At 69.4% G+C, this 15,798-nt stretch carries 14 protein-coding genes; 9 read left to right on the plus strand and 5 right to left on the minus strand.

The genetic code is table 11. The features are described 5' to 3' along the window. Positions 1 to 88: 88 nt before the first annotated feature. From ABD733_RS10355 to ABD733_RS10370, 4 genes are all read right to left on the minus strand, one after another. The gene (locus tag ABD733_RS10355) at positions 89 to 811 is read right to left on the minus strand and encodes an ABC transporter ATP-binding protein (RefSeq protein WP_425552902.1); all 723 of its coding nucleotides are present in this window, start codon (positions 809 to 811) and stop codon (positions 89 to 91) included. A gap of 77 nt (positions 812 to 888) precedes the next feature. Then, positions 889 to 1,890, minus strand: coding sequence for an ABC transporter ATP-binding protein (locus tag ABD733_RS10360; protein WP_425552880.1), 1,002 nt, complete (start codon positions 1,888 to 1,890; stop codon positions 889 to 891). Next, positions 1,883 to 2,869 carry a branched-chain amino acid ABC transporter permease gene (locus ABD733_RS10365; protein ID WP_344795697.1) on the minus strand — a complete coding sequence of 329 codons (987 nt, stop codon included), beginning with the start codon at positions 2,867 to 2,869 and terminating at the stop codon, positions 1,883 to 1,885. Before ABD733_RS10365 ends, ABD733_RS10360 begins: the two co-directional genes overlap by 8 nt. Before the next feature lie 12 nt (positions 2,870 to 2,881). After that, positions 2,882 to 4,273 (minus strand): branched-chain amino acid ABC transporter permease, encoded by a 1,392-nt coding sequence (locus ABD733_RS10370; protein WP_344795699.1) that lies wholly within the window; start codon positions 4,271 to 4,273, stop codon positions 2,882 to 2,884. Positions 4,274 to 4,514: 241 nt separating this feature from the next. Between ABD733_RS10370 and guaB the strand changes: the two genes are divergently transcribed. The 8 genes from guaB (at position 4,515) to guaA (ending at position 13,584) form a co-directional block, all read left to right on the plus strand. Next, positions 4,515 to 6,017, plus strand: a complete 1,503-nt coding sequence (gene guaB / locus ABD733_RS10375) for an IMP dehydrogenase (protein ID WP_344795700.1) — start codon at positions 4,515 to 4,517, stop codon at positions 6,015 to 6,017. A gap of 200 nt (positions 6,018 to 6,217) precedes the next feature. Beyond that, positions 6,218 to 7,165 (plus strand): hypothetical protein, encoded by a 948-nt coding sequence (locus tag ABD733_RS10380; protein ID WP_344795702.1) that lies wholly within the window; start codon positions 6,218 to 6,220, stop codon positions 7,163 to 7,165. A 100-nt stretch (positions 7,166 to 7,265) separates the two neighbouring features. Further along, positions 7,266 to 8,387 (plus strand): GuaB3 family IMP dehydrogenase-related protein, encoded by a 1,122-nt coding sequence (locus ABD733_RS10385; RefSeq protein WP_344795704.1) that lies wholly within the window; start codon positions 7,266 to 7,268, stop codon positions 8,385 to 8,387. Positions 8,388 to 8,590: 203 nt separating this feature from the next. Further along, positions 8,591 to 9,121 (plus strand): cation:proton antiporter regulatory subunit, encoded by a 531-nt coding sequence (locus ABD733_RS10390; RefSeq protein WP_344795706.1) that lies wholly within the window; start codon positions 8,591 to 8,593, stop codon positions 9,119 to 9,121. 4 nt (positions 9,122 to 9,125) lie between these two features. After that, positions 9,126 to 10,679 (plus strand): cation:proton antiporter, encoded by a 1,554-nt coding sequence (locus ABD733_RS10395; protein ID WP_344795708.1) that lies wholly within the window; start codon positions 9,126 to 9,128, stop codon positions 10,677 to 10,679. Further along, positions 10,679 to 11,530, plus strand: coding sequence for an SURF1 family cytochrome oxidase biogenesis protein (locus ABD733_RS10400; protein ID WP_344795710.1), 852 nt, complete (start codon positions 10,679 to 10,681; stop codon positions 11,528 to 11,530). The genes ABD733_RS10395 and ABD733_RS10400 overlap by 1 nt, the downstream gene beginning before the upstream one ends. A gap of 30 nt (positions 11,531 to 11,560) precedes the next feature. Further along, positions 11,561 to 12,004, plus strand: a complete 444-nt coding sequence (locus ABD733_RS10405) for a DUF3817 domain-containing protein (RefSeq protein ID WP_344795712.1) — start codon at positions 11,561 to 11,563, stop codon at positions 12,002 to 12,004. After that, positions 12,001 to 13,584, plus strand: coding sequence for a glutamine-hydrolyzing GMP synthase (guaA, locus tag ABD733_RS10410; RefSeq protein ID WP_344795714.1), 1,584 nt, complete (start codon positions 12,001 to 12,003; stop codon positions 13,582 to 13,584). The genes ABD733_RS10405 and guaA overlap by 4 nt, the downstream gene beginning before the upstream one ends. Before the next feature lie 87 nt (positions 13,585 to 13,671). Here guaA and ABD733_RS10415 read toward each other — a convergent pair whose 3' ends face one another. Beyond that, positions 13,672 to 14,520, minus strand: coding sequence for a Bax inhibitor-1/YccA family protein (locus ABD733_RS10415; RefSeq protein ID WP_344795716.1), 849 nt, complete (start codon positions 14,518 to 14,520; stop codon positions 13,672 to 13,674). Between the two features lie 189 nt (positions 14,521 to 14,709). Between ABD733_RS10415 and ABD733_RS10420 the strand changes: the two genes are divergently transcribed. Next, positions 14,710 to 15,735 (plus strand): glycerophosphodiester phosphodiesterase family protein, encoded by a 1,026-nt coding sequence (locus ABD733_RS10420; RefSeq protein WP_344795718.1) that lies wholly within the window; start codon positions 14,710 to 14,712, stop codon positions 15,733 to 15,735. Positions 15,736 to 15,798: the final 63 nt, after the last annotated feature.

The raw sequence follows: 15,798 nt of genomic DNA on the forward strand, positions 1-15,798 counted from the left end.
GGCGCGGTAGGACGGCTGCGGCGCCACAGGACGGCGACGGCGCCAGTCCGCGGACTGGCGCCGTCGCCGTCGGGCCCCGCCGTGGGGCTCAGGCCTCGTCGACGTCCTTCGCCAGGGTGCCGAGGTACAGCTCGATCACCTTCGGGTCGTCGGCCAGCTCGCGGCCGGTGCCGGAGTACGCGTTCCGGCCCTGGTCGAGCACGTAGCCGCGGTCGCAGATCTGCAGGCAGCGGCGCGCGTTCTGCTCGACCATGATGACCGAGACGCCCGCCTTGTTGATCCTGCGCGTCCGGATGAAGGTCTCGTCCTGGCGCACCGGCGAGAGGCCCGCGGACGGCTCGTCGAGGAGCAGCACCTTCGGGTCCATCATGAGAGCGCGGGCCATGGCGACCGATTGACGCTCGCCACCCGACAGGGATCCTGCGCGCTGTTCGCGGCGGTCGGCGAGGACCGGGAACAGGTCGAAGATGACGTCGAGACGCTCCTGGAACTTCTTCGGGCGGAGGAACATGCCCATCTGCAGGTTCTCGGCGATCGTGAGCGACGGGAACACGTTGTTCGTCTGCGGTACGAAGCCGATGCCGGCCTGGACGAGCTTGTTCGCCTTGAGGTTCGTGATGTCGTCGCCGGCGAGCGTGACTCGGCCGGAGTGGATCTTCACGAGGCCGAACAGCGCCTTGAGGAGCGTCGACTTGCCGGCGCCGTTCGGGCCGATGATGCCGATGAGCTCGCCCGGGTAGCAGACCAGGTCGCAGTTGTTCAGGATGTTGACGCCCGGCAGGTATCCGGCGACCAGGTCGTCGGCCCGCATGATCGGCTCCTGGCCGGCGAACTTCTCGGTGCCCTTGTGGACGGTCGTGTCGATCGCGGTGGCGTTGGTCGGGGTGCTCATGCCTTGTCTTCCTCCTTGCGCTCGGCGGCCTCCTCGGCCACCTCCGCCTCGAGCTGGTCGATCGACTCGTCGGTCAGCAGCGCGTCGTCGCCGAGGTCGGTGTCGTGGTGCGCGCCGAGGTAGGCGTCGATCACGGCGGGGTTGTCCATGACGGTGCCGGCCGGGCCCTCCGCGACGATCCTGCCCTCGGCCATCACGATGACCCAGTCGGAGATGTGCCGCACCATGTGCATGTCGTGCTCCACGAAGAGCACCGTGGTGCCCTCGTCGCGGAGGCTCTGGATGTGGCCGAGGAGCGACTGCGTGAGCGCCGGGTTCACGCCCGCCATCGGCTCGTCGAGCATGATCATCGCGGGATCGCTCATGAGGGCGCGCGCCATCTCGAGGAGCTTGCGCTGGCCGCCGGACAGCGATCCTGCGTAGTCGTCCTTCTTCTCGAGCAGCTTGAAGCGCTCGAGCAGGTCGATCGCCTTGGCCTCGATCTCGGCCTCGCGCTTCTTCCAGAGCGGCTTCAGGATCGCGACGAAGAAGTTCTCGCCCGGCTGGTCTTTCGCGCCGAGCAGCATGTTCTGCATCACGGTGAGGCGGGAGAGGGCCTTGGTCAGCTGAAAGGTGCGGACCATGCCGGTGCGGGCCACCTTCGCGGCGCCCACCGCGCTCATGGCGCGGCCGTCGAACACCCAGCGGGCCGTGTCGGGCCCGCGGTTCGTCAGCGACGGCGCGGAGTTCGGCTTGTCGAATCCGGTCAGAAGATTGAAGAACGTCGTCTTGCCGGCGCCGTTCGGGCCGATGAGGGCCGTGATGGCGCCGCGCTGGACCTCGACGTGGCCGACGTCGACCGCGGTCATGCCGCCGAATCGGCGGACGACGTTGTCGACGGTCAGGATCGGGTCGGGCTTGGCGCTGCCCGGCTCCTCCGGGACGTCCGCCAGCTTGCGACGGAGCTCCGTGCGGTCGTACTCGTAGCCCGGCGTGCGGGCGGTCGTGGACTCAGACACTGAACGACAGCTCCCTCTTGTTTCCCAGGATGCCCTGGGGTCTGAAGATGATCAGCAGCATGAGCGCGACTCCGACGAGGATGTAGGAGAACTGCACGGCCTGCTGCTGGCCCATGATCTCGCTCGGGATGAACGTCTGCGCGAGCGACTGGATGAGCAGGCGCATGACGAAGAACAGGATCGCGCCGAGCACCGGCCCGAAGACCGTCGCGGCGCCACCGAGGAGGAGGGCGGTGTAGATGAAGAACGTGGTGGAGCGCCCGAGGCCGTCCGGCTGGACCGACGACGGCAGCACGTAGATGATGCCGGCCACCGCTCCGATCAGACCGCCCAGGACCAGCGCCTGCAGCTTGTAGCTGTAGACGTTCTTGCCGAGGCTGCGCACGGCGTCCTCGTCTTCGCGGATGCCCTTGAGCAGGCGGCCCCAGGGGCTCCGGCTCAGCGCCCAGACCAGCAGCGAGAACAGGGCGACGAGGCCCCAGCCGACGATGCGGATCCACCAGCTGTTGACGCCGTTGTTGTCGTACGAGAACCACAGGATCTGCGTGGTGCCGTCCGGCAGCGGCGACAGGGCGTTGAACGGGCCGTTGAACGTGTTGCCGGTGATGCCGTTCGAGCCGCCGGTGAGGTCGGTCAGGATCGAGGAGCGCCCGACCATGCGGATGATCTCGGCCGCCGAGATGGTCACGATCGCGAGATAGTCCCCCCGGAGCTTCAGCGTCGGGAGCCCGAGGATCAGCGCGAACAACAGAGCGACCACCAGAGCCACCAGGACGGCGAGGAACAGCGGCAGGCCCCGCTCGATCGAGATCGCGAAGCCGTAGGCGCCGAGGAGGAGGAACGCCGCCTGGCCGATGTTCAGGAGGCCGGCGAAGCCGAAGTGGATGTTGAGGCCGATGGCGGCGATGGCGAAGGCGGCCGTCGTCGGCGCGAGCGCCTGCACGGTGAGCGACTGGAGGAGTTCGACGATGTAGTTCATGAGCGGTCTCCCTTAACCGATGCGCTCGCGGCGACCGAAGATGCCCTGAGGCCGGAACATCAGGATGATGATGAGGATGAACAGGGCGGTCGCATACTTGAAGTCGCCCGGCAGCACGAGGTTCGTCAGCTCGACGATCATGCCGACGATGAGCGATCCGACCAGGGCGCCGAACGCCGTGCCGAGTCCGCCGAGAGTCACGGCCGCGAAGATCAGCAGCAGGATCTGGAGGCCGAGCTCCCAGTTCACGCCGTTCAGCACCAGGCCCAGCATGACGCCGGAGAGGCCTGCGAGGCCGGCGGCGATGGTCCAGACGAGCCGGATGATCCTGTCGACGTCGATGCCCGATGCCGCGGCGAGGGCCGGGTTGTCGCTGACGGCGCGGGTCGCGCGGCCGGTGCGCGTCTTCAGGAGGAAGAGCCCCGAGAGCACCAGGACGACCACCGAGATGCCCATTGCGACGTACGACTGGACGGTCAGCACGACGCCGCCGATGTCGACCGTCTTGGGGTTGGCGATGCTGATCCTGACGGTCGCGGCTCCGTAGAAGTACTGGAAGGCGTACTGGAGCGCGATCGAGAGGCCGATCGTGACGATCATCAGCTGCGTGAGGCTCAGGCCCTTCTTGCGGAGGGGCTTCCAGATCAGCTGGTCCTGGAAGAAGCCGGTCGCCGCCGAGATGACGACGGTGATGACCGCGGCCAGGATCAGGGGCAGCCCCAGCGTGTTCGCGAACGTGTAGGCGAGGAGACCGCCGAGGGTCACCTGCTCGCCGTGCGCGAAGCTCTGGAGGCCCGTGGTGCCGTAGACCAGCGAGAGGCCGATGGCGGCGAGGGCGAGCAGGAGCCCGAGGCGGAGACCCGAGGCGGCCTGCTGCGCGAGGCGCTGGAACGAGAAGTCGCTGCCGGAGCCGTTGTTGTCGATCACAGCGCCCTTGGTGGTCGAGAGCTGGAAGATCGTCCCGGCGCTCGAGCCGAGGGTGACGGGGACCTTGCGGTCGTTCGTCTTCTCGTTGGCGAGGTACTGGCCGCTCGGGAGGGTGCTCTCCTTGAGCGTCACGGTGTACGTGCCGGTCGACTTGGCCGCGATGGCCCAGCGGCCCGTGTCGTCGGTCGTGCTCGACAGCGCGGCACCCGAGGGCGGCGTGGCCTCGATGGTCACGCCCTTCGCCGGCTTGCCGTCGCTCCGGAGGAGGGTGCCCTGGATGCACGCGGTGGTGGCGTCGGTGGCGCAGGCCGGCGTGGTGGCGGCGTGGGCCGACGTCGGCGCCAGGGCCAGCGACGTCAGGCTGGCCAGGAGGCCGAGCAGCAGCACCGCCGCGAGGACGACGAGCGAGCTGCGACGCGTCGCGAGCAGGCCCGCTCTCCGGGCGGCCGGCGGGGTGTTCGTGGGAACGGGGATCACGGAACCTCCTGGACGGCCCAGTCGGACATCTCCCGAGGGTCTGGCTCGCCGTCGTCGTTGACAGTACTTTCCCTATGTGTCCGCTGTGTTTCGTCGGCGACACGGTAGAGACACAGGAGTCTATGGGGTCGCCGAGTGCTCCGGAGGAATGGAATCGCCGGAGGTGCGTTAAGATGTATCACCGGTGATCGACGGCGAAACCGGGCTCCCCACACCGCTCCTCTCACTCAAAAGGTGGCTCATGGACCAGCCGGATCCCTTCGGTTTCATCGGACTCACGTACGACGACGTCATGCTCCTGCCGGGGTACACCGATGTGATCCCGTCCGAGGCCGATACCTCCTCGCAGCTCACCAAGCGCATCCGGGTCGCCATGCCGCTGCTCTCCGCTGCGATGGACACCGTCACCGAGTCGCGCATGGCCATCGCCATGGCCCGCCAGGGCGGCCTCGGCATCATCCACCGCAACCTCTCGATCGCCGACCAGGCCGCGCACGTCGACAAGGTCAAGCGCAGCGAGTCCGGCATGATCACGAACCCGGTCACGACGACCCCCGACGCGACCGTCGCCGACGTCGACGCGCTCTGCGGCCAGTTCCGCGTCTCCGGCCTGCCGGTCGTCGAGCCCGACGGCACGCTCGTCGGCATCATCACCAACCGCGACATGCGCTTCGTCTCCAAGTTCGAGATGGCGACCACGCTCGTCCGCGACGTCATGACGAAGGCGCCGCTCATCACCGCCCCCGAGGGCGTCGACCCCGACTCGGCGATCGCGATCTTCGCTCAGCACAAGATCGAGAAGCTGCCCCTCGTCGACGCGTCGGGCCGCCTCCGCGGGCTCATCACCGTCAAGGACTTCGACAAGACCGAGCAGTACCCGAACGCCACGAAAGACGAGGCGGGCCGCCTCCGCGTCGGTGCCGCGATCGGCTTCTTCGGCGACGCGTGGCAGCGCGCCCAGGCCCTCCGCGACGCGGGTGTCGACGTCCTCGTCGTCGACACCGCCAACGGCGAGAGCTTCGGCGAGCTCGACATGATCCGGCGCATCAAGGCCGACCCGTCGTTCGCCCGCATCGACGTCATCGGCGGCAACGTCGCGACCCGCAGCGGTGCCCAGGCCCTGATCGACGCCGGCGCCGACGCCATCAAGGTCGGCGTCGGCCCGGGCTCGATCTGCACCACCCGCGTCGTCTCCGGTGTGGGCGTGCCGCAGGTCACTGCCGTCTACGAGGCGTCGCTCGCCGCGCGCGAGGCCGGCGTCCCCGTCATCGCCGACGGCGGGCTCCAGTACTCCGGCGACATCGCCAAGGCCCTCGTGGCAGGCGCCGACACCGTCATGCTCGGCTCCCTGCTCGCCGGCTGCGACGAGAGCCCGGGCGAGATGGTCTTCATCAACGGCAAGCAGTTCAAGGCGTACCGCGGCATGGGCTCGCTCGGTGCGATGCAGACGCGCGGCAAGAACACCTCGTACTCCAAAGACCGCTACTTCCAGGCCGACGTGCCGAGCGACGACAAGCTGATCCCCGAGGGCGTCGAGGGCCAGGTGCCCTACCGCGGCGCCCTGTCGAACGTCGTCTACCAGCTCGCCGGCGGGCTCCGCCAGTCGATGTTCTACGTCGGCGGCCGCACGATCCCCGAGCTGAAGGCGCACGGCAAGTTCGTCCGTATCACCGCCGCGGGCCTGAAGGAGAGCCACCCGCACGACCTGCAGATGGTCGTCGAGGCGCCCAACTACCGCGGGTAGCTGCTGCTGGCGCTGGCGGCGCTGCTGACGGGTCGCTCGCGCCTCGGGGTCACCACCGTCGCGCCGCCCAACGTCTAACGGACAACGCACCCTGCCGCGGCAGGGTGCCTTGTCCGTTAGACGGTGCTCTCGGGGGACGACTGTCCACAGGGGCACGTCCCGCCACCGCGCGGAAGCTCCCGGGTTGGGATCCTGCGGACATGACTCAGACGCTACTGCTCCCGCCCCGTGACCGCCTCGCCCTCTCGTCCCCACTCGTCATCAGCGGAGCGAAGGATCGGGCCGTCAGGCGTGCCGCGGCGAGCGGCGACCTCGTGACACTCGGGCACGGCGTCCACGTCGCGGCGGACGCATGGCGCGAGGCGGACGACGATGAGCGCTTCCGCCTTCGGATAGCCGCGGCCAGGCGCGTCAGCCGTTCGGAGCCCGTGCTGTCGCACGCCGCCGCCGCGTTCATCTGGGACCTCCCGTGGATCGGACCGTGGCCCGCGCAGGTCCCGGCCACCGACCCGACGCGGGCATTCACCCGATCCGCACAGCTCGTCCGCTGGCACGCGGCCCCGCTGGCGGTCGGAGACGTCGTCCGGTGCGAAGGTGTGCTCGTGACGGATCCGCACCGGACCTCGATCGATCTGGCTCTCACCCTCCCGTTCCCAGAGGCCGTGGCGATCATCGACGGATGTCTGAACCGAGGGCTGTCGACCCGTGCGGACCTGTCAGCGAGACTCGACGGTCGGAAGTCGGCCAGGAGGGCGATGTCCGCACGGAGAGCACTGGCGTTCGGCGACCCCGGTGCCGCTTCGGCGGGCGAGTCGCTCAGTCGCGTCGCGATCGCGGAGTCGGGACTCTGCGCGCCCGAGCTGCAGAGGGCTTTCCACGACCACCGCGGTCTCATCGGCTACGTCGACTTCTGGTGGGCTGAGGCTGGCGTCGTCGGCGAGTTCGACGGGGTCAAGAAGTACCTGCGGTCGGTGTACCGGGGAGGGCGGTCGATGGAGCAGGTCCTCCTCGACGAGAAGCGCCGAAGCGACAGGCTGCTCGCGGCGCCCGGCGTGCGGCGCCTGGTGCGTTGGGGGTGGAAAGAGGCGCGGGATCCTGCGCTCCTCCGCGCCGTGTTGGCGAGCGTGGGGGTGACCGGTCGCCGCTAGACGTTGCGCGGACTAATCACCCGGCCGCGGCAGGGTGGGATGTCCGCGAGACGTCGGGCGGCAGGGGAGAGGCCGCGAGAGGCACCGGTAGGGTGGTCGCGTGACTGAGGTTGAGATCGGCGTGGCCAAGCGCGCGCGAAGGGCGTACGCATTCGACGACATCGCGATCGTGCCGTCGCGGCGCACCCGCGACCCCCGCGACGTGAGTGTGGGCTGGTCGATCGACGCGTTCCAGTTCGAGACGCCGATCATCGCGGCGCCGATGGACTCCGTCGTGAGCCCGGCCACGGCCATCCGCATCGGGCAGCTCGGCGGCCTGGGGGTACTCGACCTCGAGGGCGTCTGGACCAGGTACGACGACCCGGAGGCCGTGCTCGCCGAGATCCGCGAGCTCCCCGACGACATCGCGACCACCAGGATGCAGGAGCTCTACTCCGCCCCCATCCGCCCCGACCTCGTCACGGCCCGACTCGCCGAGATCCGGGCCGCGGGCGTCGCCGTCGCGGGCGCTCTGAGCCCGCAGCGCACGCAGGACCTCTACCAGACGGTCGTCGATGCCGGGGTCGACCTGTTCGTGATCCGCGGAACGACCGTGTCGGCCGAGCACGTCTCGAAGAGCAGCGAGCCGCTCAACCTCAAGAAGTTCATCTACGAGCTCGACGTGCCGGTCATCGTCGGCGGGGCCTCCACCTACACCGCTGCCCTGCACCTCATGCGGACCGGCGCCGCGGGCGTCCTCGTCGGCTTCGGCGGCGGAGCGGCCTCGACCACGCGCACCTCCCTCGGCATCCACGCACCGATGGCGACGGCGCTCGCCGACGTCGCTGGCGCGCGCCGCGACTACCTCGACGAGTCGGGCGGGCGCTACGTCCACGTCATCGCCGACGGCGGCCTCGGCACCTCGGGCGACATCGTCAAGGCCCTCGCGGTCGGCGCCGACGCCGTGATGCTCGGCGCGGCTCTGGCGCGGGCGAGCGACGTCCCGGGCGGCGGCTTCCACTGGGGTGCTGAGGCGCACCACCCCGAGCTCCCGCGTGGCCGCAGGGTCAGCGTCGGCACCACGGGCACGCTCGAGAACATCCTCTACGGCCCCGCCCCGACAGCCGACGGCACCGCCAACCTCATCGGCGCGCTCCGCCGCTCCATGGCGACGACGGGCTACAGCGACCTCAAGGAGTTCCAGCGCGTCGAGGTCGTCGTCGCGCCGTACCACCCGCACTGATCCGTTCGCCGGGGGCGTGACCGTTCGCCGGGGGCGTGACTCCCGGCGAGACTCCCCGGAAGAGATGACCACCGGTCGTGGTTGTCCACAGCACAGGTACAGCCCGGCTGGCGCCGACACCCCCGACGCTAAGCTGAGTCGACTGCCCCCGAGCTTCTGGAGACCAGGCCATGGTTGACGTCCGTCGAGTGAAACTCCCCGGTGTGGGGGTCCTCCACACCTTCATCACCGACGACGGCGGCAAGTGCGGCGTCATCACCCACCGCTCCGGGCACAGCGACCTCATCACGTTCAGCGACGAGTCCGACGACAAAGACGTCACCAAGGTCTCGCTGCGCCTGAGCGAAGACGAGGCGCACACGCTCGCCGAGCTCCTGGGCGGCACCAGGATCACCGAGTCGCTCTCCGCCCTCGAGCAGATGCCGGGCCTCAGCATCGACTGGTTCACCGTCGACTACGACGACCACATCGCGGGCCAGCCGCTCGGCGACCTCTCCGCCAAGGGCGTCGTCGGCCTGACCGTCGTGGCGGTCGTCCGCGGCGAGACCGCGAACCCGGCGCCGTCGGGCGACTTCCGCGTGTTCCCGGGCGACACCCTCGTCGTGGCCGGCTCGCCCGAGAAGGTCGCGAAGGCGTTCTCGTTCTACCGGAACGGCTTCACGAAGCACCCCGTCGGCTCGGTGGCCTCGTCGGTCGACTCCCCGCCGGGGTCGGCCGCGCTCCCCGGAGAGTAGGCGCATGCACCTCGGCCAAGAGCTCGTCACCCTCGGCCTCCTCCTCCTGATCGCCTACGTGCTGGGGAGGCTGGCCAAGCTCATCGGCCTGCCCACCATCCCCGTCTACATGGTGGTCGGGCTCCTGGCGAGCCCGCACGTCGGGTGGTTCCCGCTCAGCTTCGGGGCCGACAAGATCGAGCTGATCGCGATCTTCGGCCTGATCCTCCTGCTGTTCAACCTCGGCCTCGAGTTCGATCAGGACGAGTTCTTCGGCAACGTCGGGCGGCTCGTGCTGTCGGGCGGGAGCTACATCCTCGTCAACATGGCAGCGGGGCTCGCGTTCGGCTTCTGGGTCGGCTGGGGCACCCGTGAGGCTCTGATCATCGCGGGGATCACGGCCACGTCGTCGAGCGCGATCGTCACGAAGCTGCTCATCGAGCTCGGCCGGCTGGCGAACCGCGAGACGCCGATGATCCTGGGCGTCACCGTCGTCGAGGACATCTTCATCGCGATCTACCTCGCGATCGTGTCGGTCGTGCTCAAGGGCGAGACCGACCCGCTGCCCGTGATCGGCGAGCTCGCGATCGCGTTCCTCTTCCTCATCGTGATGTTCACGCTGGCCCGCTGGGGCGGCAAGTGGGTGTCGCGGGTGATGCGCACCAAGGACGACGAGCTGTTCACCGTGCTTTTCTTCGGCCTGGCCGTCTTCTTCGCCGGCGTCGGCGAGCTCCTCGGCGTCACCGACGCGATCGGCGCGTTCTTGATCGGCCTCGTCTGCGGGTCGACGCGGTTCCGGAACCGGGTCGAGACGTTCGCCCTGCCGATGCGCGACGTCTTCGCCGCCTTCTTCTTCCTGAACTTCGGGCTCGGCCTCAACCCGGGGCTGTTCCCGGCTGTCGTGTGGCCGGTCCTCGGCGCCGTCCTGATGACCATCGTGCTCAACGCGGGCGCCGGGCAGTTCGTGGCCTGGCTGAACAGGCTCGGGCCTCAGGCGGGCATCAATGCGTCGGCGATCCTGCACAACCGCGGTGAATTCGCCCTGATTCTGGCGACACTGTCGCTCGGCGCCGGGCTCGACGACCGCATCCAGCCCTTTGCGGGCCTGTATGTGCTGATCATGGCGGTCATCGGCCCCCTGCTGGCGGCCAATTCCGAGCGCATCGGAGGCGTACTCTTGCGCAAGCGGAAGAAAGCCGGCTCTGCCGGTCGAGACCGCCGGGCGACACCTCGTCACAGCGAGGAGATCGCCCTGATGGAGGCCGCGCTGGCGGGCGACCGTCTGCCGGGCGACAGCCGGGCCGACGATCTCTCCGACGCCGACCTCGTGTCGACCGATGCCTCGTCGGAGGAGCTCGCTTCGAGCGCGTCCGACGACGACCTCGAAGCGGTCGCGCTGGACCTCGGCGAAGCGCCTCCTCCGAGAGCCACCGGGTGGGCCGCGGTCGACGACTACGACGACTACGACCTCGACGACGACTTCGACGCGGCCGAGAGCGCCGTGTACGACGCGGCGGCAGACCAGGCCGGACAGCAGTCCGACCAGCGCGCGACCAGGCAGAGAGACCCCGAATACTGATGACCGACACGGCGATCCGACCGGGCTCCGAGCTCCCCGACACGATGTGGGAGGTCGCGAAGCGGCCCCGCTGGATCGGCATGCTCGTCTTCGCCCTCGCCGTGGCGGCGCTGTTCGCCTACCTCGGCCACTGGCAGCTCGACCGGAGCGTCGAGAGCCTGAAGCCGATCAGCACCGGCTCGGAGACGCAGAAGGTGCTGTCGCGGGTCACCGAGCCTCAGACGGAGTTCCTCGACAAGCTCACCGGGCAGAGGGTCTCGGTGACGGGATCCTTCGCGGACGACGACTTCCGTGTCCTGAGCGGCCGACTGCAGAGCGGCAAGACCGGCTACTGGCTCCTCGGCCGCTTCGTCGACCGGTCGAACGACGCGTCGCTCGTCGTCGCGCTCGGCTGGGGCGAGACGGCGGCGGACGCCCGTCGTGCCGAGTCGTCCGTCCCGCTGGCGCCGGCGGTCGAGACGATCTCCGGCCGCTACCTCCCGTCGGAGGCGGCCGACGACGGCAAGTTCACGCAGGGTCAGCAGACCGTCGTCTCGGTGCCGCAGCTCATCAACCAGTGGAAGGGCTTCTCCGGCGACGTCTACAACGGCTACGTCGTCGACCACCGCGGCTGGGGCGGGCTGACGGCGATCTATTCCCCGCCGCCCATCGACAAGGCCACGCTGAACTGGCTGAACGTCTTCTACGCGGTCGAGTGGGTCGTGTTCGCCGGTTTCGCGATCTTCCTCTGGTTCCGGCTCGTCCGCGACGCGTTCGAGCGCGAGACCGAAGAGGCCGAGGAGGCGGCCGCCGAGGCGGCAGCAGCGTCGCTCCTCTCGGCTTCTCCACAGGCTCCCGGCCGCACCGACTGACGCTCCGACGACCTCGATTAGACTCAGCCCATGCCCCTGAAGCCCCGGCCGCGCAACATCCCCAAGATCCCCGGGGCCGTCCGTCTCTACAAGATCTCGGCCTACGTCACCGGTGTGATGCTGCTCCTGCTCTGCCTCGAGATGATCCTCAAGTACTCCGGTCTGCACACCGAGCTCGCCCTCGGCGACTCCCGCGGGCTCTTCGTCCCCGCAGGCACGATCCGGAGCCCCGCGATCGACCTGTCGCTGACGATCCTGATCGTCCACGGCTGGCTCTACGTCGTCTACCTGTTCGTCGACTTCCGCCTCTGGAGCATCATGCGCTGGCCGTTCTCGCGGTTCCTGCTCATCGCTCTCGGTGGCGTGATCCCCTTCCTGTCCTTCTTCGTGGAGCACCGCATGGCCAAGATCGCCCTGTCCCAGTACGAGACGCTGCAGTCCGAGCGCACCCTGGCCCAGGCGGCCACGGCATGAGCGAGGAGACCGCGCAGCAGCCCGTCCTCGTCGTCGACTTCGGGGCGCAGTACGCCCAGCTGATCGCCCGGCGCGTACGCGAGGCCAACGTGTACTCCGAGATCGTGCCCCACACGATCACCGCCGCTGAGATCGCGGCGAAGAACCCGGTGGGCATCGTCCTGAGCGGTGGCCCCTCGAGTGTCTACGAAGAGGGCGCCCCGTCTCTCGATCCTGCGATCCTCGACCTCGAGGTGCCCGTCCTCGGCATCTGCTACGGCTTCCAGGCGATGGCGGTCGCCCTCGGCGGCGAGGTCGCGCACACCGGCCTCCGCGAGTACGGCGCCACCGACGTGCACGTCACCGGCACCTCCTCCAAGCTGCTCGACGGCCAGCCGTCCGACCAGACCACCTGGATGAGCCACGGCGACTCCGTCTCGAAGGCGCCCGACGGCTTCGAGGTCCTGGCGTCGAGCGCGTCCACGCCGGTCGCCGCCTTCGCGTCCGACGAGCGCAGGCTCTACGGCGTGCAGTGGCACCCCGAGGTGAAGCACTCCTCGTACGGTCAGGCCGTCCTCGAGAACTTCCTCCACCGCGCCGCGGGCATCCCCGCCGACTGGAACAGCGGCAGCGTCATCGCCGAGCAAGTCGACCGCATCCGCGCCCAGGTGGGCTCCTCGCGCGTGATCTGCGGCCTGTCCGGCGGCGTCGACTCGGCCGTCGCAGCCGCGATCGTCCAGCGCGCCGTGGGCGAGCAGCTCACCTGCATCTTCGTCGACCACGGGCTGCTCCGCGCCGACGAGCGCGAGCAGGTCGAGACCGACTACGTCGCCGCGACCAACGTGCGCCTCGTCACCGTCGATGCGCGCGAGCAGTTCCTCGACGCGCTCGCCGGCGTCTCCGACCCCGAGCAGAAGCGCAAGATCATCGGCCGCGAGTTCATCCGCAGCTTCGAGGAGGCCGCGACGGCCCTCGTGCTCGAGGCGTCCGGGTCGGACGACAGCGAGCCGGTCAAGTTCCTGGTGCAGGGCACCCTCTACCCCGACGTGGTCGAGTCGGGTGGCGGCACCGGCACCGCGAACATCAAGAGCCACCACAACGTCGGCGGGCTCCCCGAAGACCTCCAGTTCGAGCTGGTCGAGCCGCTCCGCACCCTCTTCAAAGACGAGGTGCGGGCCATCGGCCGCGAGCTCGGGCTGCCCGAGGTCATCGTCGGCCGCCAGCCGTTCCCCGGCCCCGGCCTCGGCATCCGCATCGTCGGCGAGGTCACCTTCGAGCGCCTCGAGCTGCTCCGCGCGGCCGACAAGATCGCCCGCACCGAGCTCAGCGCAGCCGGCCTCGACGGCGAGATCTGGCAGTGTCCGGTCGTGCTCCTGGCCGACGTCCGCTCGGTCGGCGTCCAGGGCGACGGGCGCACCTACGGCCACCCCATCGTCCTGCGCCCCGTCTCGTCCGAGGACGCCATGACCGCCGACTGGACGAGACTGCCGTACGACCTGCTCGCCCGCATCTCGAACCGCATCACCAACGAGGTCCCCGGCGTCAACCGCGTCGTGCTCGACGTCACGTCGAAGCCGCCGGGCACCATCGAGTGGGAGTAGCGGTCTCGTCGCCTCTCGGAGGCTGACGGCGCCGTGACACGACGAAGCGGGCCACCCCTGGGGGCGGCCCGCTTCGTCGTGCCGGTGCTAGTTGTTGCCGCGGAAGATCGCGAGCAGGCGCAGGATCTCGGTGTACAGCCACACGATCGTGACGACCAGGCCGAACGCGGCCTGCCAGCCGAAGATGCGCGGGGCGCCGCGGTCGACGCCGACCTTGATCTGCGTGAAGTCGAGCACGAGCGAGTACGCGGCGAGCAGGACGACGACGATGCCGATGATCCCGCCGAGCGGGATGCCGAAGAGGGTCACGCTGCTGAGGCCGAAGGTGCCCGAGGCGGCGCCGACGTTGAAGAACTGCAGGCCGAGGTTGACCAGCGTGTAGGCGGCGTAGCCGACGATCGCGACGAGGAAGATCTGCGTCGCGCGCTTCGAGGCCCGCACCTTGCCCGAGGCGAACAGCGCCAGGGTGATGGCGAACACGCCGAGCGTGCCGAAGACGGCCTGCGGGACGATGCCGGGCCAGCGCTGGTCGAAGAAGTACGAGATGCCGCCGACGAAGAGGCCCTCGAGGGCCGCGTAGGAGAGCACGAGCGCAGCGGACGGCCGCTTCTTGAAGATGTTGACCATCGCCAGGACGAACCCGCCGATGGCGCCGACGATCGCGAGCTGGGGGATGAACCAGCCGACGGCCGCCATGACGACCAGGATCGCGAAGGCGCCCACGGTCTTGGCGATGACGTCTTCGTAGGTCATGCGGTCGGTGTCGACGGGCGAGGCGCTCGGGCTGTTGTACATCGCCTGGAGCTGCTCGGCGGTCATGCCGCCGTTGACGACGTTCTGACCGGCCGCGGCCTGCGACTTCTGCCAGGCGGCGAGGCCTCGTCCGTCGTTCGAAAAGGCCGGCGACTGACTGAAGCCGGGATTCGAGTGAGCCAATGTGTCCTCCGGGGATCCGTGCTGGTGAGGCACTTCTGTAGTGGCTTCCCAGCGTACGGGAACGGCGCAGGCAGTCCACTGGGAATCACCTGATGAGAGGCCGGATTCGCCCACGGCATAACTGCACGGTCTGAAGGTTTGCGGCCCGCGAATCGCGGGTCGTTCAGACCCGCGCGCTAGCGTTCCCTCGTGAGCCGTCGCCCGATCGTCATCGCCCATCGCGGAGCCTCCGGGCACCGGCCCGAGCACGGAGAGGCGGCGTATCGGTTGGCAGTCGCGCAGGGTGCCGACGCGATCGAGCCGGACATCGTCTCGACCCGCGACGGCGTGCTGATCCTGCGCCATGAGAACGAGATCTCCGGGACCACCGATGTCGCCGACCACGCCTCGTTCGCCGACAGGCGGACCACCAAGGAGATCGACGGCGTGGCCGTGACGGGCTGGTTCACCGAGGACTTCACCTGGGCCGAGCTCGAGGGACTCCGCATCCGGGAGCGCCTGCCGCACCTCCGGCCGGCGTCGGCCGCGCACGACGGCGAGGGCAGGATCCAGAGGCTGGCCGACCTCCTCGCGATCCTGGACGAGGACGACGCGCGGGGTCGCCCCGCCGGCCCGGTCGGACTCGTCGCCGAGATCAAGCACGCCACGTACTTCGCATCGGTCGGCCTGCCGCTCGACGAGCTGGTGGCGGCCGAGTACGCGCGCGCCGGCTGGTCGGACGATCCGCGGCTGACGGTCGAGAGCTTCGAGAGCTCGGTGCTGATGGAGCTCGGTGACCGGGGGGTCTCGGGGCGGCGGGTGTACCTCCTCGAGAAGGCCGGTGCTCCCTTCGACCTCGTCGCGCGAGACGGATCCGCAGCCACGACCTACCGGGAGCAGCTCGAGCCTGCCGCGCTCGCCGACCTGGCCCGCCGGGCGGGGCTCGACGGCATCAGCCTCGACAAGAAGATGCTTATCGATGGGGCCGGGGTCGCGGATCCTGCGCTGGTCGACCGCGCCCACGCGCTGGGGCTGGACGTCTTCACGTGGACCCTCCGCCCCGAGAACGCCTTCGTCAGCCGGGCCTTCCGCACGAGCGGCGACAAGGCCGAGCGCGGCGACTGGCGGACGGAGCTCGAACGCGTGGCAGCGACGGGCGTCGACGGGGTGTTCGCCGACTACCCCGACCTCGTCGTCGAAGCCCTCGGGCGCGATGCCCTCGGCCGGGACTCCTGAGCGGCCGCCGGCATCGCGGAGGCCGTGGACGGGGCGCAGGATCACGGCCGACGATGTCGGTGC

The sequence above is a fragment of the Frondihabitans peucedani genome, from assembly GCF_039537585.1.
Lineage (GTDB): Bacteria > Actinomycetota > Actinomycetes > Actinomycetales > Microbacteriaceae > Frondihabitans > Frondihabitans peucedani.

Excerpts from the sequence above, each read along its gene's own strand:
- guaA (WP_344795714.1), top strand. The coding sequence starts at position 12,001 with ATGAGCGAGGAGACCGCGCAGCAGCCCGTCCTCGTCGTCGACTTCGGG.
- ABD733_RS10400 (WP_344795710.1), top strand. The coding sequence starts at position 10,679 with ATGACCGACACGGCGATCCGACCGGGCTCCGAGCTCCCCGACACGATG.
- guaB (WP_344795700.1), top strand. The coding sequence starts at position 4,515 with ATGGACCAGCCGGATCCCTTCGGTTTCATCGGACTCACGTACGACGAC.
- ABD733_RS10365 (WP_344795697.1), bottom strand. The coding sequence starts at position 2,869 with ATGAACTACATCGTCGAACTCCTCCAGTCGCTCACCGTGCAGGCGCTC.
- ABD733_RS10380 (WP_344795702.1), top strand. The coding sequence starts at position 6,218 with ATGACTCAGACGCTACTGCTCCCGCCCCGTGACCGCCTCGCCCTCTCG.
- ABD733_RS10355 (WP_425552902.1), bottom strand. The coding sequence starts at position 811 with ATGCGGGCCGACGACCTGGTCGCCGGATACCTGCCGGGCGTCAACATC.
- ABD733_RS10405 (WP_344795712.1), top strand. The coding sequence starts at position 11,561 with ATGCCCCTGAAGCCCCGGCCGCGCAACATCCCCAAGATCCCCGGGGCC.
- ABD733_RS10395 (WP_344795708.1), top strand. The coding sequence starts at position 9,126 with ATGCACCTCGGCCAAGAGCTCGTCACCCTCGGCCTCCTCCTCCTGATC.